This is a genomic window from Cohnella sp. SGD-V74 (assembly GCF_003001675.1).
Lineage (GTDB): Bacteria > Bacillota > Bacilli > Paenibacillales > Paenibacillaceae > Cohnella.
The window spans coordinates 1-24,875 of sequence record NZ_PVYW01000003.1 but is presented as its reverse complement, the minus strand read 5'-3'; the positions used below and the strand labels follow the sequence as shown (position 1 = coordinate 24,875).

25 protein-coding genes and 1 pseudogene are annotated in these 24,875 nt (G+C 56.3%); 19 read left to right on the top strand and 7 right to left on the bottom strand.

Translation table 11 applies throughout. The annotated features are described in order from the left end of the window. Positions 1–191: 191 nt before the first annotated feature. Together B0G52_RS05045 and B0G52_RS05040 are read right to left on the bottom strand one after the other, a co-directional pair. Complete coding sequence (locus B0G52_RS05045; RefSeq protein ID WP_233162392.1) at positions 192–1,397, bottom strand: HAMP domain-containing sensor histidine kinase; 1,206 nt, start codon at positions 1,395–1,397, stop codon at positions 192–194. Then, on the bottom strand, positions 1,394–2,068 hold the full coding sequence (locus B0G52_RS05040; RefSeq protein ID WP_094042447.1) for a response regulator transcription factor: 675 nt from the start codon (positions 2,066–2,068) through the stop codon (positions 1,394–1,396). Before B0G52_RS05040 ends, B0G52_RS05045 begins: the two co-directional genes overlap by 4 nt. A 227-nt stretch (positions 2,069–2,295) precedes the next feature. On the opposite strand from B0G52_RS05040, the gene B0G52_RS05035 reads away from it, so the two are divergent. The 9 genes and pseudogenes from B0G52_RS05035 to cysK all read left to right on the top strand — a co-directional run bounded on the left by B0G52_RS05035 (position 2,296) and on the right by cysK (position 8,871). Next, entirely contained in the window at positions 2,296–2,928 is a 633-nt protein-coding gene (locus B0G52_RS05035; RefSeq protein ID WP_094042446.1) for an HD domain-containing protein, read from the top strand. A gap of 2 nt (positions 2,929–2,930) precedes the next feature. After that, positions 2,931–3,485, top strand: a complete 555-nt coding sequence (locus B0G52_RS05030) for a GNAT family N-acetyltransferase (RefSeq protein ID WP_094042445.1) — start codon at positions 2,931–2,933, stop codon at positions 3,483–3,485. A 65-nt stretch (positions 3,486–3,550) separates the two neighbouring features. Further along, complete coding sequence (locus tag B0G52_RS05025) at positions 3,551–4,318, top strand: VanW family protein (RefSeq protein ID WP_094042852.1); 768 nt, start codon at positions 3,551–3,553, stop codon at positions 4,316–4,318. A gap of 61 nt (positions 4,319–4,379) precedes the next feature. Beyond that, positions 4,380–5,387 carry a phosphotransferase gene (locus B0G52_RS05020; protein WP_158223590.1) on the top strand — a complete coding sequence of 336 codons (1,008 nt, stop codon included), beginning with the start codon at positions 4,380–4,382 and terminating at the stop codon, positions 5,385–5,387. Between the two features lie 34 nt (positions 5,388–5,421). Then, complete coding sequence (locus B0G52_RS05015) at positions 5,422–5,835, top strand: NAD(P)H-hydrate epimerase (RefSeq protein WP_094042443.1); 414 nt, start codon at positions 5,422–5,424, stop codon at positions 5,833–5,835. Beyond that, a pseudogene (locus B0G52_RS05010) lies at positions 5,819–6,040 on the top strand (ADP-dependent NAD(P)H-hydrate dehydratase); the annotation flags it as partial. The gene B0G52_RS05015 and the pseudogene B0G52_RS05010, both read left to right, overlap by 17 nt. 56 nt (positions 6,041–6,096) lie before the next feature. Continuing rightward, the gene (locus B0G52_RS05005) at positions 6,097–6,408 is read left to right on the top strand and encodes an ArsR/SmtB family transcription factor (protein WP_094042441.1); all 312 of its coding nucleotides are present in this window, start codon (positions 6,097–6,099) and stop codon (positions 6,406–6,408) included. A gap of 160 nt (positions 6,409–6,568) precedes the next feature. Next, positions 6,569–7,696, top strand: a complete 1,128-nt coding sequence (locus B0G52_RS05000; protein WP_094042440.1) for an NADH:flavin oxidoreductase — start codon at positions 6,569–6,571, stop codon at positions 7,694–7,696. Between the two features lie 239 nt (positions 7,697–7,935). Further along, on the top strand, positions 7,936–8,871 hold the full coding sequence (gene cysK / locus B0G52_RS04995) for a cysteine synthase A (protein ID WP_094042439.1): 936 nt from the start codon (positions 7,936–7,938) through the stop codon (positions 8,869–8,871). Between the two features lie 502 nt (positions 8,872–9,373). Here cysK and B0G52_RS04990 read toward each other — a convergent pair. Then, positions 9,374–9,727, bottom strand: a complete 354-nt coding sequence (locus B0G52_RS04990; protein ID WP_094042438.1) for a winged helix-turn-helix transcriptional regulator — start codon at positions 9,725–9,727, stop codon at positions 9,374–9,376. Positions 9,728–9,878: 151 nt separating this feature from the next. On the opposite strand from B0G52_RS04990, the gene B0G52_RS04985 reads away from it, so the two are divergent. The 3 genes from B0G52_RS04985 (at position 9,879) to B0G52_RS04975 (ending at position 12,512) form a co-directional block, all read left to right on the top strand. After that, complete coding sequence (locus B0G52_RS04985) at positions 9,879–11,090, top strand: MFS transporter (protein WP_094042437.1); 1,212 nt, start codon at positions 9,879–9,881, stop codon at positions 11,088–11,090. A 217-nt stretch (positions 11,091–11,307) separates the two neighbouring features. After that, positions 11,308–11,793, top strand: coding sequence for a GNAT family N-acetyltransferase (locus B0G52_RS04980; protein ID WP_094042436.1), 486 nt, complete (start codon positions 11,308–11,310; stop codon positions 11,791–11,793). Further along, a complete protein-coding gene (locus B0G52_RS04975; protein ID WP_094042435.1) occupies positions 11,790–12,512 on the top strand; it encodes a metallophosphoesterase family protein in 723 nt (240 codons plus the stop codon). Before B0G52_RS04980 ends, B0G52_RS04975 begins: the two co-directional genes overlap by 4 nt. Here B0G52_RS04975 and B0G52_RS04970 read toward each other — a convergent pair. Further along, the gene (locus tag B0G52_RS04970) at positions 12,475–14,070 is read right to left on the bottom strand and encodes a helix-turn-helix domain-containing protein (RefSeq protein WP_158223589.1); all 1,596 of its coding nucleotides are present in this window, start codon (positions 14,068–14,070) and stop codon (positions 12,475–12,477) included. The genes B0G52_RS04975 and B0G52_RS04970 overlap by 38 nt on opposite strands. Positions 14,071–14,271: 201 nt before the next feature. Between B0G52_RS04970 and B0G52_RS04965 the strand changes: the two genes are divergently transcribed. From B0G52_RS04965 to B0G52_RS04945, 5 genes are all read left to right on the top strand, one after another. Further along, on the top strand, positions 14,272–14,802 hold the full coding sequence (locus B0G52_RS04965; RefSeq protein WP_094042433.1) for a hypothetical protein: 531 nt from the start codon (positions 14,272–14,274) through the stop codon (positions 14,800–14,802). 18 nt (positions 14,803–14,820) lie between these two features. Further along, the gene (locus B0G52_RS04960) at positions 14,821–16,113 is read left to right on the top strand and encodes a stalk domain-containing protein (protein WP_094042432.1); all 1,293 of its coding nucleotides are present in this window, start codon (positions 14,821–14,823) and stop codon (positions 16,111–16,113) included. Between the two features lie 92 nt (positions 16,114–16,205). Next, positions 16,206–17,222 (top strand): FecCD family ABC transporter permease, encoded by a 1,017-nt coding sequence (locus B0G52_RS04955; RefSeq protein ID WP_094042431.1) that lies wholly within the window; start codon positions 16,206–16,208, stop codon positions 17,220–17,222. Beyond that, complete coding sequence (locus B0G52_RS04950; RefSeq protein ID WP_094042430.1) at positions 17,219–18,205, top strand: FecCD family ABC transporter permease; 987 nt, start codon at positions 17,219–17,221, stop codon at positions 18,203–18,205. The genes B0G52_RS04955 and B0G52_RS04950 overlap by 4 nt, the downstream gene beginning before the upstream one ends. Positions 18,206–18,280: 75 nt before the next feature. After that, positions 18,281–18,676: a glyoxalase superfamily protein gene (locus B0G52_RS04945; protein WP_094042429.1), complete on the top strand. Its 396-nt coding sequence runs from the start codon at positions 18,281–18,283 to the stop codon at positions 18,674–18,676. Here B0G52_RS04945 and B0G52_RS04940 read toward each other — a convergent pair. Continuing rightward, positions 18,633–18,995 (bottom strand): DUF3889 domain-containing protein, encoded by a 363-nt coding sequence (locus tag B0G52_RS04940; RefSeq protein WP_094042428.1) that lies wholly within the window; start codon positions 18,993–18,995, stop codon positions 18,633–18,635. The genes B0G52_RS04945 and B0G52_RS04940 overlap by 44 nt on opposite strands. A 47-nt stretch (positions 18,996–19,042) precedes the next feature. On the opposite strand from B0G52_RS04940, the gene B0G52_RS35865 reads away from it, so the two are divergent. Next, entirely contained in the window at positions 19,043–19,204 is a 162-nt protein-coding gene (locus tag B0G52_RS35865) for a hypothetical protein (RefSeq protein WP_198960599.1), read from the top strand. Positions 19,205–19,255: 51 nt separating this feature from the next. On the opposite strand, the gene fumC is transcribed toward B0G52_RS35865, so the two are convergent. Next, positions 19,256–20,644 (bottom strand): class II fumarate hydratase, encoded by a 1,389-nt coding sequence (gene fumC / locus B0G52_RS04935; RefSeq protein ID WP_094042851.1) that lies wholly within the window; start codon positions 20,642–20,644, stop codon positions 19,256–19,258. 624 nt (positions 20,645–21,268) lie between these two features. On the opposite strand from fumC, the gene B0G52_RS04930 reads away from it, so the two are divergent. Next, positions 21,269–22,936 carry a restriction endonuclease gene (locus B0G52_RS04930; protein WP_094042427.1) on the top strand — a complete coding sequence of 556 codons (1,668 nt, stop codon included), beginning with the start codon at positions 21,269–21,271 and terminating at the stop codon, positions 22,934–22,936. 95 nt (positions 22,937–23,031) lie between these two features. On the opposite strand, the gene xerS is transcribed toward B0G52_RS04930, so the two are convergent. Beyond that, the gene (gene xerS / locus B0G52_RS04925; RefSeq protein ID WP_094042426.1) at positions 23,032–24,117 is read right to left on the bottom strand and encodes a tyrosine recombinase XerS; all 1,086 of its coding nucleotides are present in this window, start codon (positions 24,115–24,117) and stop codon (positions 23,032–23,034) included. Positions 24,118–24,875: the final 758 nt, after the last annotated feature.

The window sequence follows — 24,875 nt, the reverse complement described above, 5'->3', positions numbered from 1 at the left end:
TCACCGCTTAACGGGTTTACCGTTCCCATTTCAGGATCACGCTCTTGGGGCCCCCGCAAAGTAATCGGAATAGGCTTCGAAGCTTAACGTCACTTTGTGGGGTGTCTCGCAGCGGAAGGAGATAGATGCCCATTACCATTCACCTATCGATAATTGTTTGGTATGTCTCTTCTTACTTATGGAACAGCCCCTTATGGCGGGGAATCCGCCCGGGAGAAGGGCAAGTCGACGGCGAAAGCGGCGCCGGAAGGGGAGAGGTTGTAAGCGAACGTTTCTCCTCCGTGCAATTCGACGATTTTCCTGACGATGGACAGTCCCAGACCGCTGCCGCCTCCCGCGCGCGTCCGGGCTTTGTCTTCTTTGTAGAACCGTTCGAAAATATACGGCAGAGCCGCTTCGGAAATACCCGGCCCGTCGTCGGTAATGAGCACGCGGATCCGGTCGTTGACCTTCGACACGCGGACGCCGATCGTTCCGCCCTGGGGAGCAAACTTGATGCCGTTATGAAGCAAGTTGACCCACACTTGGCTCAGCAGGTCTTCGTCGGCCGTAATCGTGCACTCCGGCAGGTCGACGTCCATCTCGATCTTCTTGTCCTGCCACTGAGGCTCGCAGCTGAGAATGAGGTGACGGAGCTGTCTGTCCAGCCGATAGGCTTTTCTCTCGAACGGATGCTGCCGGGATTCGAGCGACGTCAGCTTCAGCAGGTTGTCGCTCATCCGCGACAGCCGCTTGCTCTCGGTCTCGATGATGTTCTGGTAATGCTTGCGCGTCTCGGGAGCCAGATCGTCGCGCTGCAGCGCCCGGGCGAAGCCGGCGATCGACGTGAGCGGGGACTGGATCTCGTGGGAGACGTTGGAGATGAACTCCTGTCGTATCTGCTCCATATGGTTCAACTGGCTGGCCATCTCGTTAAAGCTGGTGACCAGAGGCCCGAATTGGCCCATGAAGCGCGGATTCGCCTCCAGGTTGACGTTGAAATTGCCTTTGGCCAACTGATTCATCGCATTGATCATCTGCATGAACCATTCCATCTGGCGGCGGATGGGCGCAAAGAACAGCCGAATCAGATTCGCGCCGACGAACAGGAAGAACAAGGTCACCACGAACGTGAAATATTGGCGAAGCAGCGTATCCTCGTATTGCGGAAACCATCTGGCGTAGACGGCGTCGAGCACAAGGTGGGAGAGCAGCCAGCAGATCGCCAGCCCGATATGGAGCTGCGCGAAGATGAGGATCAGCCATTTGCGGGAGGGCCGGAAATCTTTGCCCAGCTCCCTCATTCGGCGTCTATGCTCCATGTTTTCCCGGAATACGTTAAAATGCTGGCGTCCGCGTCCGCGTCCGTGCCCGGAAAATTCGGGCCTGCCCCTGGGGGGAGCGTCACGTCGCCTCATGGCGTTGCCTCCAAGCGATAGCCCAAGCCCCGGATCGTCGCGATGCGGAAGCCGTGCTGGCCGTCCGGAAATTTCTCCCGCAGCCTCTTGATATGGACGTCCACCGTCCGTTCGTCCCCTTCGTAATCGAAGCCCCAGATTTGCTCGATCAACTGCTCTCTGGAGAAGGTTTTGCCCGGATAGCTGGCCAGCTTGAACAGCAGCTCGAATTCCTTAAGAGGAAGCGTGAGCGCCTGCTCGCCGGCTTGCAGCGTGTATGTCTGCCGGTTCAGTACAACGGCTCCGACCGTGACGTTCTGGGAGATCGAGATCCGATAGCGCTTCAGCAGCGCTTTGACCCGCGCGACCAGCTCGACGGGCTCGAACGGCTTGACCATGTAGTCGTCCGTTCCGAGCTGGAACCCTTTGACCTTCTGCATCGTTTCTCCTTTGGCGGTCAGCATGAGCAGCGGCATATCGTAATGCTCGCGCAGCTCCTTGCACAGCTCCCAGCCGTCCATGCGCGGCATCATGATGTCCAGAATGACCAGATCGGCCGGACTCGACTCGAGCTGCTCGAGCGCGTGCATGCCGTCGGTCGCCGTAACGACCTCGAATCCTTCCTGAACGAGGAACACTTCCACCAATTCGCGAATGTGCGGGTCGTCGTCGACGACGAGTATTCGGGTCATGGACAGCGCCTCCTTTTTCCATCGGTTTGGGATGCGAACTTGCCTTATATGTTTCATTATCCGCTTAACGAAGCCGAAATGCCACCATCGGCACGCGCAGGAGATTGATCCTAATCTCGCTCCTATTGTGCGCCGAGAATATGAACTGAATATGAACATGGCCGCAGGATGGGCCGGGCGCATTCTCGCATGGTACAATAGGGCAATAGAGAGCGGAGGGAATAGAGATGACGAAAGACGTATGGATCGGCAACGATCGGTTGAGCGCTCAGCTCGCTTTTTTGGTGGAAATCGACAAGTTGAAATCGGTGCTTCGCAAAACGTATCTGATCGACAAGAGCAGGCTTGAAAATTCGGCCGAGCACAGCTGGCACGTCTCCATATGGTCCGCGCTGCTGCTCGAGCACGCCGACGATCCGTCGCTGGATCTGAATCGCGTCATCCGGATGCTGCTGCTGCACGACCTCGTGGAGATCGACGCGGGCGACACGTTCGCTTATGACACCCGGGGTTACGAAGATAAAGAGGCTCGCGAAAAAGCGGCGGCGGACAGGCTGTTCGGCCTGCTGCCGGACGATCAGCGGGAGGAATGGACGACGCTGTGGCGGGAGTTCGAGGACGAGGAGACGGCGGAGGCGAGGTACGCTTCCGCGCTCGACCGGCTGCAGCCTGTCATCCATAATTACTATACCGGAGGCGTGAGCTGGCGCAAAAACGGCATCGTGCGCTCGCAGGTGCTGAAGCGGCTAGAGCCCGTTCGGCAGACGTCGGAGACGCTGTGGGCGTTTACGCAGGAAATCGTGCAAAAATCGATCGATCAGGGCTTGCTGCTCGACGATCCGAAGAGGGGAGAGGACTGAGTATGCCGAGATTGCCGGGAACAAACGTGATGCTGAGAGAGTATCGCAGGGACGATCTGCCGTGGATTCGCCAATGGGTGAACGATCCGGACATCGTCTGTCATCTGTCGGACATTTTTCTGTACCCCCATGCGCAGGAATCGACCGAGGCTTATCTGGAAGCGATGCTGGAGGGCAATACGGACGCCAGAGGCTTCGTCATTGCCGATCTCGCCACGGAGGCCTACATCGGACAGGTGAATCTGGATTCGATCGATTGGAAAAACCGCGTCGGCAAAATCGGCATTGTCATCGGATCGACCGAGCATATGGGGCGCGGCTACGGCACGGAGGCGATGCGGCTGCTGGTGGATTTCGCTTTTCGCGAGATGAACCTGAACCGTCTGGAGCTGGAAGTGTACGACTTCAACGAGCGCGCCGTCCGGTGCTACGCAAGCTGCGGATTCGTGCAGGAAGGACGGCTGCGCGAGCGCCAGTATAAGAACGGCCGTTACTGGGACGTCATTCAGATGGGGCTGCTGAGGTCCGATTGGAAAAAAGGGGCGAATGGACCGTGAAGCCGCAGCTTCGGCCGATCGCGCGTTCGCCTCTGCGGCTAAAAGCCGGCAAGTGGTACTATACGATGCGCCGCTATGGGGAATGGATGTTCGGAGGAGTTCGATTCGCCAAGCGGAGGAGCCTGGATCGGCTGCCTTTTGTCGTTGCGCAGCACCGGACGCCGCTTATGCGGAAGCTCGCCGATACCGACATGGAGCTGCAGCGCAGCAAAGTCGTCAATTTGCGGGCGGCGGTGCCCCGGCTGGACGGGATTGTGCTGCAACCGGGAGAGACGCTGTCCTACTGGCGCTCGATCGGCAGGCCGACGAGGCGCAAAGGCTACGTGGACGGCATGATTCTGTTCTGCGGCCAGGTGCGCACGGGACTCGCCGGCGGTCTGTGCCAGCTGTCCAACCTGATCTATTGGATGACGCTGCATACCGAGTTGACCGTGACGGAGAGGCACCGGCACAGCTACGACGTGTTTCCCGACGCTTCGCGGACTCAGCCTTTCGGAAGCGGCGCCACTTGCTCTTATAATTATTTGGATTTGCGGATTACAAATCGCACGTCGTCAACGTATCAGCTCCGTTTAAGCATGGATAGCGAATATTTGCACGGAGCCTGGTATGCGGAGCAGCCGGGGCGTTACCGGTACGAGGTGCGGGAGAGAAATCATCGTATCACGCTGGAGCCATGGGGCGGCTACGTTCGGCACAACGAGCTTTACCGCGACGTCTATACGGCCGAAGGCGAATGGCTGAAGGAGGAGCAAATCGCGCAAAACGATGCGCTGATGATGTATTCGCCGCTGCTTGGCGAGCCTTCGGACGGCACTTCGGACGAGGGGTAACGGCGGGGCGCGATCATCAGCGGTGATCAAACGAAGAAAACGCAGGAAAGTGGGAACAAGCTTGCCATTCGATGCAATTTTGCGACGCTACTTCCCGGACGGAAGCTGGGAGGTCGAGCGAGGGCACTCGGGCTGGAACAATACGACGCGTTTCGTCCGCGCGGACGGGCGCAGATGGGTGCTGAGAATTTACGAGACGCATAAGGACGAGAAGAAAATCGGCTTCGAGCATTTGCTGCTGAAGAAACTTAATGAGGTTAATCTTTCGTTTCGGGTACCGAATCCGTCGGTGTGCGAGAACGGGAGCACGATCGTTAGGTTGGAGGATGGGACGGAGCGGCTGGCCTGCTTGTTCGCTTACATTGAAGGAGAGCGGCCGGCGGAGGGAGAGGTGGCAGCGGCGGAAAGCTTGGGCGAGTCGACCGGCGAGCTGGCGCATGCCTTGGCCGCGTTGGAGCTGCCCGGAGCTCCTGCTTACGCCCCGTACTACGAGATGGAGTCGTCGTACTCCTGGTGCACGCCGGACAAGGTGGCCGCATTTTGCGGGGAGCCGCCTGCGGAGCTTCGGGAAGAAGCGGCCGCGCTGCGGCTGATCGGGGAGGAATTGGCCGCTTTCCGGGCGTATTTGCCGCGCTTTCGTTCGCTTCCGCATCAACTGATCCACGGGGATATCAACTTCTCCAACTGTCTTGCCTCGGCGGACGATGCCGGAACGATCGGCGCGATTCTCGACTTCGAGTTTTGCACGCGGGATCTTCGGGCGATGGAGATCGCCGTCGTCGTCTCCGGATTTCTTGACGCGGACAACGGGCCGGAGATGATCGACGCGTTTCTGCGCGGCGCGGGAAGACGGCTGCGGCTGAGCCGGGAAGAAGCCGAGGCGGTTCCGGGCTTGATCCGGCTGCGGACGCTCGACGTGTTCCTGCACTTCCTGAACCGGTACTTCGACGGAGTCGACGGCATCGGGACGGTTAAGGAGCAGACGGCTTCGGCGGCGCGGAATTTGCTGAAGCTGAACGAAGAGAGCGAACGGTTGGCGAGTAAGGTCGGGAAGTATTTAATGTCATAAATTGTCGTCTCTCAGGAATGAGGAGGAAGCCGAAATGTACCTGGTTACTGCGGAAGAGATGCGGCGGATCGACCGATACGCGATCGATACGATCGGCATTCCCGCCATGTCGCTGATGGAGAACGCAGGAAGAACCGTGGCGGACGAAGTGGAGAAGCTGCAAGCGAGTGCGGTGAGAACGACGCAAGCGCATGCGGCCATTCATGGCGGCCGACAGCCGAGGTGGCTCATTCTGGCCGGCAAAGGGAACAACGGCGGGGATGGACTCGTCTGCGCGAGGCATCTGGCCGATCGGGGCTGCGAAGTGCGGATCGTATACGCGGTGCCGCGAGAGTCGCTGACCGGGGAAGCGGCGCTGCAGCGGGACATCGCGTCTCGCATCGGACTGGCTCAGGAGGAGTATTCGCCAGGCTCGATCGACTGGGAGCGGCGGGACGGCGTGGGTTAACACGACGGGCAACGCCGGCATGGCGACCGGCGGCTCGGGCGATGTGCTCGCGGGCATAATCGGCAGCTTGCTCGCCCAAGGATTCTCGGCCGAGAAGGCCGCTGCGGTCGGCGTCTACTGGCACGGAGCGGCCGGAGACCTCGCCGCCTCCAACCGCGTCTCGATCGGTTCGCTCGTTGCGGGCGATATCGTCGAGGCGCTGTAATCCGAGCTAGGAGCCAAACATATTTACATTTCTAGAAAAATAGATATACTAAGCTCATGGATACTTTATCGATCATCAAGGCGCTGTCGAACGAGACGAGAATTCGCATACTGGAGTGGTTGAAAGAGCCTGAACGGCATTTCGGCCCGCAAAGCCATATGCCTGCGGACTGCGATTTTCAAGGGGGGGTATGCGTAGGATCAATCGCGGATAAAGCAGGACTCGCTCAATCGGTCATATCGGGCTACCTTGTGAAGATGCAGCAGGCCGGTTTACTGGAGTCCAGAAGGCACTGCCAATGGACGTACTATCGGCGCAACGAAGAGGGAATCCGTCAATTTATCGCACAGCTTCAAGATTGCCTCTAGGGCGTGTAAGCAAACCCGCTCAGGGGCATCTTTCACCGCCTTAAATTCGGCCATATCTGCTATCCTCGGAGGTTGCATGCACGCCCCAGGCTGTATCTTTTTTTCTTCGTGTATATCTATATTTATGTATATAGAGATTAATTAAATTGGAGGTTATGGAGTGAGCAAAGAAACCTATAGCGCGCAGCAGCGTGCGGCAGAGACGTTGTTTAAGCCATTCGCGTCGGAGAAGCTTCAATTGTCCAATCGGATCGTCATGGCTCCGATGACGCGGAGCCGGTCCCCGGGAGGAGTACCGGGGCCGGACGTGGCGGCCTATTACCGGCGCAGGGCGGAGAACGGAGTCGGATTGATCGTCACCGAAGGCACGATCATCGATCACCCGGCGGGGACGGGCGACCCCAACATTCCGTTGTTCCACGGCGACGCGTCGTTGGAAGGCTGGGCGAAGGTCGTCTCCGAGGTGCACGAGGCCGGCGGCAAAATCGTGCCGCAGCTCTGGCATGTCGGCATGACGCGCCAGAACGGCTCGCTCCCGAACCCGGAAGCGCCGTCGGTCGGACCTTCGGGTCTTACTTTAACGGGGGAGAAGACGAACGAGCCGCTGTCGGTAGAAGAGATCGAATCGATCGTGGAAGCGTTCGGCCGGGCCGCCGGGGAGGCCAAGCGTCTCGGATTCGACGGCATCGAGCTGCATGGCGCGCACGGCTATCTGATCGACCAGTTTTTCTGGGAGCAGACGAATCGCAGGGGCGATCAGTACGGAGGCGATCTCGTCTCCCGCACGAAGTTCGCGGCCGATATCGTCAGAGCGAGCAGACGCGCGGTGGGCGAGGACTATCCGATTATTTTGCGCATTTCCCAATGGAAGTCGGGATTTTACGATGCCAAGCTGGCGAAGACGCCGGAGGAGCTGGAGCAGTTTCTCGCGCCGCTCGTCGAAGCCGGCGTCGACATTTTCCACTGTTCGACGCGCCGCTTCTGGGAACCGGAATTTCCGGGGTCTGACTTGAACCTCGCCGGATGGGTGAAGAAATTGACCGGCAAACCGACGATCACGGTCGGCTCCGTCGGCCTGGACGTCGAATTCAACGGAGCGTTCCGCGGGCAAAACTCGGACGTAGCCGACATCGGCGAGCTGATCGAGCGGCTGGAACAGGAGCAGTTCGACCTCGTCGCCGTCGGCCGCTCGCTGCTCGCCGATCCGCACTGGGCGGCGAAAATTCGCGACGGCCGTTTCGAAGAGCTGCAGACGTTCAAGGCGGAATCCCTCCGGACTCTGTATTGAGTCTGGGCAGAATCCCTCTAGGACTGCGTTGCGCCTTGGCGGTATTCGCCGGCATGTACGCGTGGAAGTCATCGACGACTCCTACATGAACAGGAAACGAGAGGCACCCCGCTGAGGGTGTCTCTTTCTTGATACTATGCCGCAAACGAGTGGCCAGGTTGCTTAGCCGGGGTAACCATGTTACTATGGGGTATATATCCGACAATATTAGTTGGAATTTCGTCTTTGGGAGGAATTCGATGTCCAGAATAGCGGGAAATTTGACCGAACTGATCGGAAATACGCCTCTGCTCGAGCTTGCCAATTATGCGCGCGTTAACGGAGCCGGTGCGAGAATTGTCGCCAAGCTCGAATACTTTAATCCTGCCGGCAGCGTCAAGGACCGGATCGGATACGCGATGATCAGAGACGCGGAAGATAAGGGATTGCTGCACAAGGATTCGGTCATCGTCGAACCGACGAGCGGCAACACGGGCGTCGGTCTGGCGTTCGCTGCGGCGGCGCTCGGATATAAGCTGATCATTACGCTGCCGGAAAGCTTCAGCATCGAGCGCCGCAAGCTGCTTGTCGCTCTGGGCGCGGAACTGGTGCTGACTCCGGCAAACGAAGGGATGGCCGGAGCGATCCGGAAGGCAGACGAGATCGCCGCGGAAAATCCGAACGCATACGTGCCTCAGCAATTCAAAAATCCGGCCAATCCGGAGATTCATAGAACGACGACGGCGGAGGAAATTTGGAGAGACACCGACGGGGAGGTCGATCTGTTCGTTGCCGGAGTGGGAAGCGGCGGGACGATTGCCGGAGTCGGCCAGGCGTTGAAGGAGCGGCGTCCGCAGGTGCAGGTCGTGGCAGTCGAGCCTCACGATTCTCCCGTTTTGTCGGGCGGCTCCAGGGGCATTCACAAGATTCAGGGAATCGGTGCGGGTTTCGTGCCGGACAACTACGATCCGTCGGTCGTCGACGAAATCTATCAGGTCAAGAACGAAGAGGCGTTCGAAACCGCGAGGCAGCTGGCCAAGAGCGAAGGCTTGTTGGTCGGCATCTCTTCCGGCGCAGCGGCGTTCGCGGCGCTTCAGCTATCCAAGCGGCCGGAGAACGAGGGGAAGACGATCGTCGTCATTTTGCCGGATACGGGAGAAAGGTACTTGTCCTCCGGCTTGTTCCCGGAAGCTTGAAATGATTTAGGAGCTGAGACAATCGAGAAGTGGCGGCGCCGGGAGAGCGTGCCGGAATCGTCATTTCTCGAAAGATTGGATTAGCGATGCTCCAGGTTTTCGAGCAACTCTCTCCAGCGAAGGGGTTCCAGATTGGTGTTGTTCTAGATTTTCGAGTAACGCCAGACGATGAAGCGCTGTCAAACTCGCGTTGTTCTAAATTTTCGATTAACGGCCCAATGTAAAGCGCTTTCAAGACAAAATTGTTCTAATTTTTCGACTAACGCTAGCGAGCAAACTTCCCTCAAGCTGGAGGAGACTTTGCTAACGCTAGCCAGCAAACTTCCTTCAAGTCGGCGGAGACTCTGCTCGTCGAGTGGGCAATGTGGACGAAAAGGTTCGAGTAGTCCCGTTGTTCGACTAACCCGCGGAGCTGTATTCCGGCAGCTCGGATTAACAAAGCAGTCCCTCAGGCCAAGTCAAGACCATTGGCATGAGGGACTGCTTATTCGTATGCAGCGATTTATTGCAATTCCGCGCGAGGCGCGCCCCACTTCGTCGCCCAACGATCCATTTCTCCGAGCACCGAACGAAAATCGTTGCCGCTCTCCGTCAGCGAGTACTCCACGGTAACCGGGACGGTGGGGAATACTTCCCTGCGCACGACGCCCGCTTTTTCCAGCAAGCGCAACGTATCGGTCAAAGACTGCGTATTGATCACCTTCGTATTTCTCTGCAGCTGCTTGAACCGAAGCGGACCGGCGGTCAGTTCGGCCAATACGGGAAACGCCCACTTGGAACCCAGAATGATTAACGCGTTGCAAATATTGGGGAAGGGGACAGCGGATTCAGCGGACTCTGCGCGTTTGTTCGCCAATTCGATCACCTGCTTACAAAATGTTAGTTGATCAATTTCACTGGATTACATCAAACGACTTTGCCTTCTTACATTATGATAGCGCCGATTCTATAATGTCAATTAACGGATCCGTTAGTCGACAAAATAGAGCATTGAAAGGGTGTTATCCATGAAAAATACAGGCGTACTGCTGCTTGCGATAGGCGCCTTCGTGGCGGGTACGGCAGAGCTGGTCGTGGGCGGGGTTCTGAGGCCGATTGCGGACGATCTGGGCGTCTCCATCGCCATGGCCGGGCAGTTGATTACGGCGTTCTCGCTGGCGTTCGCGATCGGCACGCCGATCGTCGTCGCTCTGACGTCCCGCGTCGGACGCAAAACTTTGCTGATCTATTCGTTAGCCGTATTCGCGCTCGGGAACTTGATCTCGTTTGCAAGCAGGGATCTCGGCATGATCTTATTTTCGAGAGCGGTCGTAGGTTTGGCGGCGGGCGTGTTCACCGTCGTTGCGTTCGGCGCGGCGGCGAAGCTGGTAGCGCCTGCGCAGGTCGGCAGAGCGGTCGGAACGATAGCGCTCGGAGTCAGCGTCTCGATGGTCATCGGCATTCCGCTGGGCATCGCGCTGACGGAGTGGTCGAGCTGGCGCGTCATCGTCGCAGGCTTGGCGCTGCTGGCCACAATCGCTCTGCTGTTTATCGCCAAGCTGTTCCCGGCCGTCGCAGGAGACGCTCCCGTTCCGTTTCTGCGCCAGTTCGCGGTATTGAAGTCGCCCGTGCTGGCGACGGGCTTCGTCTTCTCCTTCTTCTTCAGCACGAGCAGTTCCACGATGAACAGCTACTTAACGCCATATCTGCAAAGCGTCGTTCGATTGAATACGGTCGAACTCGGCTACATGATGCTGGCACTGGGCGTGCTCAGCGTCATCGGCTCGCGGGCGGGAGGCGCATGGACGGATCGCTGGGGAACGAAGCGGCTTCTCTTCGGCGGGCTCGTATCGCTCGCCGCGACGCTTGCGCTGCTGCCTGCGCTCGGAGGAGCGGCCATTCCGGCGCTTGCCGTCTTGCTGCTCTGGATGTTCTCGATGGCGCTCGTCATTCCCGCTATCCAGACGTATTTCATTCAGCAAGCGCCCGATCGCTCCAATCTGGTGATCGGCCTCAATACGTCGATCCTTCATCTCGGCGTCGCCGCCGGCGCGGGAATCGGAGGTTTGGCCGCAGAAGCCGCGTCCTCCGTGCAATATCACCCTTGGATGGCGAGCGCCGCCGCTGTGTTAAGCTTGATCATGGCCGTCGTTTCGGTGAGCCGCAGCCAAGCGGCAGAGCGCATCGGGAAGCGCAACGCTTCGCTGGAACCGCGGCGACGTCGGGAAGGGCGAGGTTGAACATCATCTCGGAATTGGAAGCGTACGACAGCTCGGGAGACAGAGCCGCGTTCGTTCCCGAAGAGTAATCGATCGTCAACGTCAAGGCCGCGATGCTCGCGGTCTTATTCGGCGTTGCGCGGCGTAAAAATCCATTAAACGAAAAAAGGAATGGGGAGGGAGCGCGCAGAATGTTATAGTAGGTAATTAATAACGTTAATAGAAGGGAGAGGCCGCTATGTTTCAATACCGCAACGCTGCAGACGCGGATTTCCCGGTGATCGCATCTTTTCCGCAAAACGAAGACGAGGCTTTCTACATGTATCCGAAAGCGACTTACCCGTTGACCGCGGAACAGCTTCGCGCAGCCGCCGCTGGCAGAAGCTGCCCGACCGTCGTTACCGATGCCGACTCCGTGATCGCATACGGCAATCTATACGAGGTGAACGACGGGGAAGATTGCTGGATCGGCAACGTCATCGTTAGCCCTTCGAGCAGAGGCTCGGGGGCGGCCGGCTACTTGATCCAGACACTCATTAACCGCGCGGCCGAAGAGCATCGCGTCAAGACGGTCAGACTCATCTGCCACAATACGAATACGCGCGCACTGCTTTTTTACGCCGGCCTGGGGTTTGCGCCCTACGAAGTCCGTCTGCAGGAAGGGCCGCGCAAATTGGCGGGAATCCGAATGAGCATTCCCGTCGAAGGGCAGGTGACGATATGAAGCGGACGCTGATGATCAGCGACATTCACGGCTGCTTGGAGCCGTTCGAGCGCCTGCTGGAGGAAATCCGCTACGACCCCGGCCAGGATCGGCTTGTACTGCTGGGCGATTACGTGGACAGAGGACCGAGGAGCAGGGACGTCGTCGACAAAGTGATGGAGCTGGTCGAACGTCACGGGGCGGTGGCGCTGAGGGGGAATCACGATCAGAGGCTGGTCGACTTGATTCGGACGAACGATTCATACGTGCGATCGAAGTTTATGGAGCATGGCGGCAAGCGGACGATCTTCAGCTACTGCGGGCTGGGCAGGGACGAAATGAACGGAGACACCCTCAGCGAAGCGATCTCCTATATCGAACGCCACTACGGGCATCATATCGATTTTCTGGGCAAGCTGCCTCTGTATTACGAGGACGACCGGCATATTTGCGTTCACGCCGGGCTGAATCCCGCCTACCCGAATTGGAAGGAACAGCCTGCCCGCGATTTTATGTATATAAAGAAGGATTTCTTCCGTTCAAGGACGAAGGTCGACCGCACCGTCGTGTTCGGACATACGAGAGCCGAAGAAATTCACGGCGCGCCGGAAGTGTGGTTCCAGGAAGACAAGATCGCCATAGACGGAGGCTGCGCTTACGGAGCGCAGCTCAACTGCCTCATCTATGAGGAAGGCGCATACTCTACGCACGCGATAAGAAATAGTTCGTCATCTCTCTGATCATATACTGCCGGCCAATGGGACCCCACGGGTCCCATTGTTTGCTGTTCGGGAAATACACCCGCTGCTCGCGCGCCGCCCGCATCTCCCTCCACAGCGGATGGGCCTCGAAGGCGGCGACCGTGTCCGGATCGCTCCAGATGATGAGCAGCCGATCGGGATTCATCGCGACCAGCTCTTCCAGCGAGCGGCTGCGGTAAGAGCGATAGTCGAGGCCGTCGTCCGGTTGAAAATGAAGATCCCGATAAAAGAGGTCGGTGAACGCATGGCCGGTTCTGCCGTACACGCGGCAATCCCCGGGCAGCAGACGGACGATCGTCCAGGAGCCTTGGCGCGAGAAAGGAGACAGGGCGCGCGCGCCGGCGCGTTCGGCTTTCTTCACTTGACGCTCGATTCGTTCGAGCTCCCGCTCCTTGTTCAACTGGCTGGCAATGTCCCGCTGGTAGCTCTCCCAGCTGTCCCGCTCCTGCAGATGCACCATGTTCGCGGCTCCGTTCCACTCCGGGTCGTGCCAGTTGCGAATAAAATCGGCTTTCAGAATCAGGTCGGGAGACAGGTCGATCACCTCGTCGGCGGCAATCGTCCGTTCGGCGTTGATCGGCTTCGTCGCCTTCAGCAGTTCGTCCAGATAGACCGGAAAACCCGATGCCGTGCCGTAGAAGGTCGGAAAGCTCGGAGCGGCGATCGGGCGGATGCCGAGCGCGAGCATCTGATCCTGCAAATTCAACCCGCTTACGATCGCGACGCGCTGTTGATTGCGTTTCATATAGATCGTGGGAGATACGCCTTCCAGTTTTTTGAACACCCGGCTGAAATACAGCTCGTCTTGAAATCCGACGATACCGGAAATTTGCTTGAAGTTCATGTCCGGCTCCCGCATCAGCGACTTGGCGCGTTCTATCCTCAGCTGCGTCAGGAAAGCGCCGGGCGTCTTGCCGGCGAGCTGCTTGAATCCGCGGCTGAAGGAGCTGGGCGTCAGCCCGGCCATCTTGGCGAGCGCGGCCATCTGCAGCGGCTTCATATAGTGCGCTCTCATGTATTCCATCGTTTTGCGAAGCATGCCCTGGTCCTCGGACGGCGAGGCGGAGAGCGACTCGGCTTCGCGCAGCAGGAGGGAGAGCTCGGCCATCAGGACATGCATGCGCGGATCGTTGTCCCGGGCGGGCTTGCCGTTCTCGAGCAATCTGCCCGCTTGCGCGGCCAAAGCCGGCGGCAGGCGATCGGCCTCCGGATACGGCTGGGGCTCTTCCCAACGGGCGTTTAAGCCGGAACGATCGCCGACGATTCCGATTGTACGGTACTGCAGCAGGGTAAGCCGCAAGGGCATGCCGTCGTCGTTGCTCCAATCGAACGAGACCGCGCCCTTGAACGACAAGCAGGTGCCGGGCTCGAGACGGAACTCCGCGCCGTCGGAGGTGCGCAGAAGACCGGTTCCTTTTTGTATATAGACGATGGAGCTTTGGCCGAGCTTTACCGTTCTCCGTCGGGCCCGAACGGAAAGCTCGTGCGTCTTCAAGGACAACGGGTAGGCCTGGATCAAATCGACTATGCGATTCAAGAGGGAGGCTCCTTTCAACAAAACGATGAGAATCATTATCAATTACATTCTATCAATACGCGCGACGTCAATCAATCGCTTATTGACGGTTTTCGGAAATTTTGTCCATGGGAAGATGACAAATTCGTGTATACAAATACGGCCACTCCCTCTATAAAATGATACTGAAAATCATTATCAACATGAGACGGAGGTTAACGTTTGTCACGAAAGCATCGACTGTTATGCGCGGTTGTTCTTGCGATCGCCTTCGCAGGCTTGGCTTCCGGATGCGCATCGTCCTCCGGCAGCGCGAAGGAGAGCGGCGTATCCGCGATTCCGACATCCGAACCCGCTTCCAAGGGCGAGGATCTATACGAAGCGATAGCGCCGCAACCGTCAACGGACGCGGCGGACGGCTTGACGAAGATGAATGGATTCGTCAAAGCGTATAAGCAAGCGATCGAGGAGGACGATACGTCCGCCGCGCAGCAAGCCGCGCAAGATCTTGCCGGAACGTGGAAAGCGATCGAGGAGGAGGCGGCGAAACTGGACGGGCAGCGCGCCGAGACGGTTCGCGGAGATTTGTTCCTGTTGCTGGAGCAATCCGGCGAGGTCAAGAACAAAGATCAGCTCGTCGACATTTCGTACAGCCTCTATCAGATGATCCGAGACCTGAAGGAGAAGGCGGAAGGCTCTCTCCCGCATGAAGAAACGGTCCCCGAAGCCGAAGATTCGGAAATCTACCCCTGAGAAAGGTGAGTTCGCATTATGATTCGCATGAACAAACGTTTGCTGGGCTTCGCTCTGTCGTTGGCCCTGATCTTTGGACTTATCCCGTTTACGGCCGCGTCGGCCGCAACGACGCAGAACGTGACGCTGAACCTGGACGGCAAGAAGGTCGCCTTCACCGGAGCCCAGCCCCAACTGATCGGCGGCAAAATCTTCGTTCCTTACGCTGCGCTCGCTGCACAGCTGAAAGCTACCGTCAAGACGGATGCGGCTTCGAAAAAAACGACGATCTCCCTGAACGGCAAATCGATCGTCTTCACGCCGGGCACCGTCAACGCGACGATCAACGGCAAAGCGGTTAAGCTGGAAGGCGCTCCGGTCTCCAAAGACAAGTCGGTGCTCGTGCCGGTTCGCTCGATCGGCGACGCGTTCGGCATCTGGGTATCCTGGAGCGGCTCCAAGAAAACGGTAGATCTGAACCGTACAAAAACGGTCAAGCACGCTCTCGGCGAAACGAAACTGAACGGAGTTCCGCAACGCGTCGTTATCCTGTTCAACGGCATGGTGGACACGAGCGTCCTGCTCGGCGTGAAGCCGGTCGGAGCGGTGGAGTCGTACCTGCAGCAGCCTTTCTACGAATACTTGCGCCCTAGCCTGATCGGGGTCAAAGATCTGGGCGACGAGACGCAGCCGAACCTCGAAGGCATCGCCGCGCTCAAGCCGGATCTGATCATCGCCTCCAAGATGAGACACGAGAAAATTAACGATCAACTGAGCAAAATTGCGCCTACCGTACATACGGAAGACGTATTCAGCTGGCAGGCCAACCTTAAGTTTGCGGCGGACGTGCTGAACAAGCAGCCGCTGGCGGACGCTTACCTGGCCAACTGGAACAAACGCGTCGCGGATTTCAAGAAGAAAATGGGCTCGAAAGTATCGCAGACCGAAGTATCGGTTATTCGCACGAACCCGAACGGCACAGCCCGCTTCTACGTGGAAGGTTTCGCGCCTAACATCCTGCTGGATCTCGGCTTCAAATTCCCGAAAACCCAGACGGATCTGACGCAAGACATTATGAACGTGGCAACGAAGGAGCAAACGCCGCTGCTGGATGCCGATTACATTTTCGACTTCACCGTGGATTGGGATGGAGACGGAGCCGTCTACAAGTTGCAGAAGGAATGGATCGACAATCCGCTCTGGAAAAACCTGAAGGCGGTCAAAAACAAAAAGTATTACAAAGTGAACGCCGTCAACTGGAACTTGTCCGGCGGACCGCTCGCGGCGCAAAAAATGCTGGACGATCTGTACTTCTATTTCAATCTTGAATAGCAATTAGACGATCTCACGGATCGCCGGGGGACGAGACGCGCAAGCGCTCGTTCTTCGGCGTCTTTCCCTATCGACGAACAGGAGCTTGAGCAATGACAGAACAAGGTTTGCCCGGATCCGGGTACAAGCTGGCAGGGCTGCTCGCGGGAGCGGTCCTGCTTGCATTCGGTTTTATCGCCAATATTCGGTGGGGATTTACGAGTCTGAGCTGGAACGACACGATGGCGGCGCTGTTTCGTTACGACGAGAGCTCGATGAACCAAGTGATCGTGAAGCTGACGAGGCTGCCGAGAGCGCTTATCGCGGCCGCGATAGGGGCAAGCCTGGCGGTGGCGGGCGTCATTATGCAGGCCATCAGCCGCAACCCGCTGGCTTCGCCCTCGATACTCGGCATCAATTCGGGAGCGGCGCTCGGAGTCGTCCTCGGCGTGACGGCGCTTGCAGTGCAGAACCAGAGCACGCTTGTCTGGTTCGCGTTCGCCGGAGCCGCCGTCGCGGCCGCAACCGTATACGGATTAAGCGCGCTCGGCTACGAGGGGATGACGCCGATGCGCATCGTGCTGGCGGGCGCGGCGATGTCCGCTCTGTTCATGTCCGCCACGCAAGGCTTGCTCGTGCGCAACCAGAGCTCGCTGCAGGACGTGCTGTTCTGGCTGGCCGGCTCGATCGCGGGCAGGCCGCTGGAACTGCTAGTCGACGTCTTCCCGTATATGGCGATCAGTTGGCTGGGCGCATGGCTGCTGTCCAGGCACCTGAACGTGCTCGCCGCAGGGGAGGAGACGGCCGTCGGCGTCGGGATGAGAACGTCGCTCGTTAAGATTGCGGGCGGTCTGTGCGTCGTGCTGCTGGCAGGCAGCTCCGTTGCCGTGGCCGGACCGATCGGCTTCATCGGCATCGTCGTCCCCCATGTGGCGCGTTACCTGGCCGGCCTGGACCACCGCTGGCTCATTCCGTATTCGGCCGTGCTGGGAGCGACGCTGCTGCTGCTGGCGGATCTCGCGGCCCGATTCGTCATTCCGCCTCAGGAGCTTCCCGTCGGCGTCATGACGGCGGCGGTCGGCACGCCGTTCTTCATCTACATCGCTCGCAGAGGGAAGGTGAGGGCATGAGCCGTTCCGCCAGGTGGTTCATGGCGCTGGGCTGCGCTCTGATTGCCTTCGCCGTTCTCTATATCGCATTCGGAGATATGCGGATTCGCATCGATCATGTCGTTAAGGCGCTGCTGGGCAGAGGATTGGCGGAGGAGATACTCGTCGTTCGCGAGCTGCGCGCGCCGCGCCTTGTCGTGGCCGTGTTGACCGGGGCGTCTCTGGCCGTAGCCGGCGCGATCCTGCAATGCGTCTTCCGCAATCCGCTTGCCGCGCCGGACTTGATCGGCATTACCGGAGGGGCCGCGGCAGCGGCAGCTTCATTCCTGACGTTCAGATCCGCGGCGGTCAGCATTCACTGGCTGCCGGCTGCGGCGATGTGCGGTGCGGGCGTCGTCTCCATGCTCATCTATCTGTTCGCCTGGAAGAAGGGAGTCGCGCCGAGCAGGCTCATTCTCGTCGGCATCGGCATCGGCGCGCTGACGGGGGCGTACACGAACGCCTTGCTCGTGTTCGGCGACCAATACACCGCTGCCGACGCTTACGTATGGCTGACCGGCACGATCTACGCCAGCTCGTGGAAACACGTGCTGATGCTCGCTCCGTGGACGATCGGGTTTCTGCTGTTGGCGATCTATCATGGGAAAAATATGAACGTGCTGGCGCTGACGGATGATTCGGCCATCAGCGTGGGCAACGCCGTCGGCCGCAGCCGCTTCATCCTGATCGCCATCAGCGTCGGTCTGGCCGGATCGGCGGTCGCCATCGGAGGCGTCATCGGCTTCGTCGGCCTGATCGGTCCCCATATCGCGCGGCGGCTCGTCGGTCCGGGAGCCCGCAGGCTGATCCCGATGGCGGCGATCTGCGGCAGCTTGATCGTCGTCGCCGCCGATCTCGTCGCTCGCACGGCGTTCCTTCCGTATGACCTGCCGGTCGGCGTGTTTACGGCGGGAGTAGGCGCCCCGTTCTTCATCTATTTGCTGTATCGCGGCCGGCGGCGTTGATCTGCCGTCGCTTGCATGGTACGATGGGCTTGACATGCGATTGGCGATTTTACCCAGTGCGAAGAGGGTGAGCGGATGGAAGTCCCCGCATTCGAATTGTCGGCGGTAACACCTCTGCTGCGGATTTTCGACGTAGCAAAGGCGAAGGAGTTTTATGTCGGTTACTTAGGGTTCAATCTGGACTGGGAGCATCGCTACGAGCCCGACATGCCGCTGTACGCGCAAGTGTCGCTGGGCCGCTGCGCGCTGCATCTGACGGAGCATCATGGAGACTGTACGCCGGGCTCGGCGCTGCGCATCGAGACGTCGAACTTGACCGCCTATCACGAGTACTTGAAAGCGAAAAATTACGGCTACGCCAGGCCCGGCTTGGAGAAAGCTTTCGGCTGTCTGGAAGTGCGGGTCGGCGATCCGTTCGGCAACCGCCTTACGTTCTTCGAAAGGTTGGACGGTCGGTCTCCCGGAACTTGACGGTGATAAGCCGGTCGCTCGCCGTATAGAATTGAACGGAGACGATAACGCCGAACTCCCGGTTCCCGTCCTTGAGCCACAGCTTGAATCTTTCTTCGGCCGTGCCCGGAGCGGAGGCGAATCTTCCGATGTGACGGTAATCGACGATAGGGACGCCATACTTGGCCTTGGTCGCTTCCATCGCCACGATGCCCCACTTGGCGTATTCGGGCTGGACCGCTTGTCCGTTCACGGACGAAGGATGGAGCGCGAGCGGAGAGAGCGGGGAGATCAGGCAGAGCGCAAGCAGGAGCGCGATTTTTCCGAGTTGTCGGGTCATGTTGTCACCTGTTTTCCTTGGAATATCTCCGGGAAAGGAGAGAGGGCTTGGAAACGTTCGGCAGAGGTTGTCTTTATTTGATCGGTTTTGTCGTACTGGTGATGATTCTGGCGGCAATTACACAAAGCACGATTAATGTCCCGTGGTTCATTCTCATTCCGGTCATTATTTTGGCTTTCTGGATCGCAAGCAAAAAGAGCAGGAAGTAAGGCTAGGATGCCTTGCTTCCTGCTCTCTTATTATGCTCGTCGGAATCCCGATTAGGCTTGGGGATGGATCATGTGCTCCGGACGGACGATCTCGTCGAATTGCTGCTCCGTCAGCAGACCGCTCCGCAGGGCGGCTTCCTTAAGCGTCAAGCCTTCCGCGTGCGCGGTCTTGGCGATCGATGCCGCATTCTCATAGCCGATGTGCGGATTCAGCGCCGTCACGAGCATGAGAGAGCGCTCGAGATGTCCTTGAATGACGGGGATATTGGCTTCGATGCCGACCGCGCAGTTGTCGTTCCAGGAATGAATCGCGTCGGCCAGCAAGCGGGCCGATTGCAGGAAATTGAAGATGATGACCGGCTTGAACACGTTCAGCTCGAAGTTGCCCTGGCTTGCGGCGAAGCCGACCGTGACGTCGTTGCCCAGCACTTGGGCGACCACCATCGTCATCGCTTCCGATTGTGTCGGGTTCACTTTGCCTGGCATAATCGAGCTTCCCGGCTCGTTGGCAGGAATCGTAATCTCCCCGATGCCGCTGCGGGGACCGCTGGCCAGCCAGCGAACGTCGTTGGCGATCTTCATCAGATCGGCAGCCAACGCCTTGAACGCGCCGTGAACGTGGACCAGTTCGTCATGGCTCGTCAGTGCGTGGAACTTGTTGGCCGCGGACAGGAATTGCTTGCCGCTCAGCTCGCTCAGCTTCTCCGCCACTTTGTCCCCGAACTGCGGATGGGCGTTGATGCCGGTGCCGACAGCGGTTCCGCCGATCGCCAGCTCGCGCAAATATTCGGCGGAATCGCGGATCATCCGCTCGGACTTGTCCAGCATCGCGACCCAGCCGCCGATCTCTTGGCCGAGCGTGAGGGGAGTGGCGTCCTGCAGATGCGTCCTGCCGATTTTAATCACGTCCGCGAATTGCTCGCTCTTGGCCTGCAGCGTCGACTTCAGCTTGCCGATCGCAGGCAGCACGAGATCCTCCACGGCGATAAGCGCGGCGACGTGCATGGCGGTCGGGAACGTATCGTTGGAGCTTTGCGATTTGTTGACGTCGTCATTGGGATGGATGCGCTGCTCGGAGCCTCGGTCGGCCAGCAGTTGGTTGGCACGGTTGGCGATCACTTCGTTGACGTTCATGTTCGACTGCGTGCCGCTGCCCGTCTGCCACACCGCGAGAGGGAAGTGCTCGTCCCAGTCGCCGCGCACGATCTCGTCGGCCGCGTCCACGATCGCCTGCGCTTTGTCCGCGTGCAGCTTGCCCAGATCCGCGTTGGCGAGAGCCGCGCTCTTCTTGAGCAGGGCGAACACGCGCACGAGCTCCAGCGGCATTTTCTCCGTGCCGATCCGGAAGTTGCCCAAGCTTCTTTGCGTCTGCGCGCCCCACAACTTATCCGCGGGAACCTGCACCTCGCCAAGCGAGTCTTTTTCAATCCGGTAATCCATCTTCATGCACCTCGACTTCTACATAATTGAGCTGAAACTGCCACGACCACGGATGTAGCATCTAACATCTGGAAGCAAAATAACCATGGCCGCCAAAATGTAAATGAAAATGAAACTCATCTACACCATTTTACCATATTTCATGATGAGTTCCAGCATCGTTATGCGAAAAGGGGAATGGTTTGAAGTATAAAACTACGACTGTACAATTGACGTACAGCTTCTTCGCCGTGAGCTCTTGGAGAGAGGGGGACGAAATATCGAGAACCTTTCGCCAGAATCACGTCTGAGTGCTAATGTGCGACTCTTTAGAACAACGTCCTCCGTCAGGGCACCATTCGGGAGACGGTGTCCCATTTTTTTAGAACATCTGGATTTGCGAAGAGCTTCAATGACACCTGTCCATGTATGCCAATTGGTCAGCCTTAGATATAAAATTAAATTAAGATGACTTAACTTATGAAATTTTCTATTCAAGGATGAAAGTAATGAAATTATGTGATTTATGTTATTTTTTATAAAACCCTGTTGTTATAATATGAAATCCAACTGAGTATACACGATTTGTCTGGAAACACTATGCCCGGATAAGTTTGTCTCGACAGATTAATACTAGGAGGAAACATGAGATTCCCAAATGACACAGGATTATTGCTTAACATTATCGATGGCGTTATGAAGGAAGAGGAAATGATGATTCAATGTATTGATAATTACCATTATCCTTTTCGTGATTTTGTAGAGAAGGCTCGTTCAAATCATCTTATTCCCGTTGATGATACTGAAAATGGTGTGCAAACTCCAAGGCTGTATGTTACTGCTGGGCACAAGGATAAGATTAGTTATGTAGAGCAAGCTTGGAGAACAAAAATCCAACAGGCGTTCGAGCAATATTTGCAGAGTGAACGGATTCTCCGAAGAGTGAAAAATAAGGTGAATGAAGTGGATCGCTATTGTCTAGAATCAATGTTTTGGCTCTATTTGTCAGAGTTGATGACAACAGAAGCTATCTATTATCCTCAGATGACTAAAGTGAGACACGAAGAGCAAGAGGAACTAGAGGTTTTGGTTTTTTACTGGTCATCCAACCCAAATGAAACCTTGAAAGCTGAAGTGCAGCAATCGCTCACTTTTTGGTTAAACAATGAACGGCTAATACTGAAGGGTTACCAGTGTTTAACCCGTCCCTTTATTTTACGCAACATGATCGGTCGCAAAGTATTGGGAACTTTTCCTGATCGGCAGGGCAACTGGGGAACATTGTTAGAAGGAGGAGTGTTCTTACCTCTATCGGACAATTTCGAAGATGACCTAAGCAAACTAAAAAGTGAGCATGTTGGTCAATGGACTGCAGGAGAAGTAGAAGAAATATTGCTTAACCCTGTCTACGCATTTGGCTACTATTTCAACAACATAGATTTAATTTCCGAGTGGATCTATGTGTTTCTTTATGCGTTGGCTACTATGGATGATGAAGATTTAGCAACAATTGATCTCGGCCATCTATATTGCCGTTATTGTGAATACCTAGGGAAACATATTTGTCCTTTTAGTTTGATAAAACCAAGAATCATAGAAGTAAATCTATTTGTTTCAGGGTTAAAAAAGAGATTAATCAAAATAAGAGAGTATCTAAAAGGGGAAGAAGAGCCGGGAATTTCCAAAAACATTTTACTGATGATGCGAAATCGACATGCCTTTTTACCAACGGTTAATAAGTTTATTCGTGATATTTCCGGTCTTTCAGTGAAGAATAAAACGGGCTCAGTAATGTTTGATCATGTTTATTGGAAAACTTCCCTTCGTCAATTGAAGGAAGAACCCCAAGCTTTTGAAAAGGGAAAAAAATTAGAGGAGCTGGCTCAGTATTTTTTTAGGTTAATTCCAGGCTTAAAAGTAGTTGACGTTAGATCGAAAAGAGGCAGAGCTGAGGTAGATCTCTACTGTTGTAATATCTCTTATGATTCCTGGCTTTGGAGACTCGGGGCGCTGATACTAATCGAATGCAAAAATAGAAAAACCAAAGTTGAGGTGTCAGATATTCGAAATCTGGCCCCAACAATGGAGGCTAAAGGAATTCATGGAGCGGTGATTATTAGCAGAGCAGGCTTTACTTCCGTTGCAATAGACGAGATTAAGCATCAACTATTTGGTGGTAAGATAATTGTTCCTATTTCCCTCAATGAACTAGAGAAAGTAGGAGATGAAGAGGGGGGATACCACCTTTTAAAAACAAAGTTAGAAGAATTCGATGAAATATTGAATGGAGATGACAAACAGTTTTATTTTTAATAAGCTACCTGGATAGATACAGTGTTATTTTACGAAATGTTATTTCAGAAATGCATAAAAAGGGAAAAGCGATCGTCTGGCCGCTTTTCCCTTTTTTATGCTTCTTCTCTGCGGCGATCGATCGCTTCGGCCATCGTTTTGTCGGTGAGATGGGCGTAGATTTGCGTCGTCTCCGGGGAGGCGTGGCCGAGCTGCTCCTGCGTTTTGTACAGATCGTTGCTCAGGTAGTAATCGGTGGCAAAGGAGTGTCTCAGCTTGTGCACGGACAAGTAGGGCTTGCCGAAACGCTTGGCGTATTTGAGCACCATCGCCTGGATCGCCCGCTTCGTCATGCGCGAGCCTTCCTTTTTGCCGTTGGCGATCGCCAGGAACATCGCTTTTTCACGCTTGGGCGCTTTGTATCTCGTATCTCGTTGGGCGATGTATTGTTCTAGATCGGGAATCGTGTCCTGGCGAAAATAGACGGGCGTCTTGAACGTATCGTCGTTTTTCCCTTTGCGGTAGACGTAGACGAGCCGCTTCTTGATGTCCACGTCGTCCAGATTCAGGTTGACCAACTCGGATACGCGCAAGCCGGAATTGAGAATGAGACTGACGATGCAGCAGTCGCGGATCCGGTTCAGCTCATGGGAATAAGTCGCTTGCTTGTTGGTTGCGACGTCGTGGGCGTAATCTTGTTTAATGTAGTTAATGAATTCGATGATTTCTTGCTCCTGCAGCAGCTTGCCTTCCAGCTTAGCGGCGGTATCCTTCGGTTTATGCGTGCGCTTGACCGACACTTTGGCCATCACGTTGCGCTTAAGCAGCGGGTAGAAGTTATCGTCCTCGGCAATTTGGCTCAAATAATGGAACAACGATCGCAGGGAAGACAGCTTGCGGGAGATCGTCGTTTTCGTATTGGCGTGGTCGCGCTTCGTCGCCAGATGCATCCGAAAATGATCAACGCTGTCCATATGCAGGCGCTCCAAATCCTCCAGGGGCACGTCCGACATTTTCGACGCCGAAGTCAGCCCTTCGCCCATCAGCCAAGAGAGGAAAATCTCGTAGTCCCTGACGTATTCGAGCAGGGAGGACGGGGAGAGATCGGCCAGCTTATAATTAATGAACTTGTCGACATACCAGGGCATGGCCGGAATGCGCCGTTCAAGCTCTTCGCGGTCTTTGCGTTTTTGCAGATTCATGAGCTCACCTCGTTAGGGATAATTTTACTGTAATCGGACGAAGCTCCAAATTCAAGAGCCGCGGGGCTTATGTACACGATTCGGCAAGTACCTGCGCCAAATTCTGCATATGCACGTAGTGTCTTTTCTCTTCTTTTGCCGCTATCCCTTTCGCTCAGCTTTTCCGCGCCGCATTTTGAATAGGTACGATAGTACCATTTCCGTCCTTTTGCCGATATCCCGTCCAGTCAGGTTGGTCGGATGCCTCCTGCGAGATCGACTATGATCTATCCTTCATTTGTCGGTATCCCGACAGCTCAGAAATCTGGTATAGCGTTTAGCGATGGGTATCCCGTTTAATCAGTTGATCATCCTCCCGGCTGCGAATTAGCGTTCAGCGGCTTGTTGGGTATCCCGCTGACTCAGTTTGAGGCCCTATTTTGAAAAAGACGAGATTGTGGAGTGTGAGGGAATGGCTTCGTTCCATTCGGAAAGGAACAGATCATCCGAGTTTAAGCGATGGTTGCCGTGAGGCACGCGTCAGTCTGCCAGATCGGGAACCGCCGGCAGTCTTAGTGAGCTCCGGGTAGGTGATTCTAGAAGAATGGATGCAATCGGCGAGTAATTGAACGTAGAGGGTAGATCGGCCGCGATTGTAATAATAGCAAAATTGATCAAGATACGCCTGCAGGTGCTTAGGACCGATGCCCAGGAACGTTCGGCCAATCCACCAAGTCACATCGTACCCCATCCACGCGAGCTTTTTATTCATATCCCGT

What these genes read in the sequence shown, in the direction of transcription:
- B0G52_RS05045 (WP_233162392.1), bottom strand. Translation starts at nt 1,397, where the DNA reads ATGAGGCGACGTGACGCTCCCCCCAGGGGCAGGCCCGAATTTTCCGGG.
- B0G52_RS05040 (WP_094042447.1), bottom strand. Translation starts at nt 2,068, where the DNA reads ATGACCCGAATACTCGTCGTCGACGACGACCCGCACATTCGCGAATTG.
- B0G52_RS05035 (WP_094042446.1), top strand. Translation starts at nt 2,296, where the DNA reads ATGACGAAAGACGTATGGATCGGCAACGATCGGTTGAGCGCTCAGCTC.
- B0G52_RS05030 (WP_094042445.1), top strand. Translation starts at nt 2,931, where the DNA reads ATGCCGAGATTGCCGGGAACAAACGTGATGCTGAGAGAGTATCGCAGG.
- B0G52_RS05025 (WP_094042852.1), top strand. Translation starts at nt 3,551, where the DNA reads ATGCGCCGCTATGGGGAATGGATGTTCGGAGGAGTTCGATTCGCCAAG.
- B0G52_RS05015 (WP_094042443.1), top strand. Translation starts at nt 5,422, where the DNA reads ATGTACCTGGTTACTGCGGAAGAGATGCGGCGGATCGACCGATACGCG.
- B0G52_RS05005 (WP_094042441.1), top strand. Translation starts at nt 6,097, where the DNA reads ATGGATACTTTATCGATCATCAAGGCGCTGTCGAACGAGACGAGAATT.
- cysK (WP_094042439.1), top strand. Translation starts at nt 7,936, where the DNA reads ATGTCCAGAATAGCGGGAAATTTGACCGAACTGATCGGAAATACGCCT.
- B0G52_RS04985 (WP_094042437.1), top strand. Translation starts at nt 9,879, where the DNA reads ATGAAAAATACAGGCGTACTGCTGCTTGCGATAGGCGCCTTCGTGGCG.
- B0G52_RS04980 (WP_094042436.1), top strand. Translation starts at nt 11,308, where the DNA reads ATGTTTCAATACCGCAACGCTGCAGACGCGGATTTCCCGGTGATCGCA.
- B0G52_RS04975 (WP_094042435.1), top strand. Translation starts at nt 11,790, where the DNA reads ATGAAGCGGACGCTGATGATCAGCGACATTCACGGCTGCTTGGAGCCG.
- B0G52_RS04960 (WP_094042432.1), top strand. Translation starts at nt 14,821, where the DNA reads ATGATTCGCATGAACAAACGTTTGCTGGGCTTCGCTCTGTCGTTGGCC.
- B0G52_RS04955 (WP_094042431.1), top strand. Translation starts at nt 16,206, where the DNA reads ATGACAGAACAAGGTTTGCCCGGATCCGGGTACAAGCTGGCAGGGCTG.
- B0G52_RS04950 (WP_094042430.1), top strand. Translation starts at nt 17,219, where the DNA reads ATGAGCCGTTCCGCCAGGTGGTTCATGGCGCTGGGCTGCGCTCTGATT.
- B0G52_RS04945 (WP_094042429.1), top strand. Translation starts at nt 18,281, where the DNA reads ATGGAAGTCCCCGCATTCGAATTGTCGGCGGTAACACCTCTGCTGCGG.
- B0G52_RS04940 (WP_094042428.1), bottom strand. Translation starts at nt 18,995, where the DNA reads ATGACCCGACAACTCGGAAAAATCGCGCTCCTGCTTGCGCTCTGCCTG.
- fumC (WP_094042851.1), bottom strand. Translation starts at nt 20,644, where the DNA reads ATGGATTACCGGATTGAAAAAGACTCGCTTGGCGAGGTGCAGGTTCCC.
- B0G52_RS04930 (WP_094042427.1), top strand. Translation starts at nt 21,269, where the DNA reads ATGAGATTCCCAAATGACACAGGATTATTGCTTAACATTATCGATGGC.
- xerS (WP_094042426.1), bottom strand. Translation starts at nt 24,117, where the DNA reads ATGAATCTGCAAAAACGCAAAGACCGCGAAGAGCTTGAACGGCGCATT.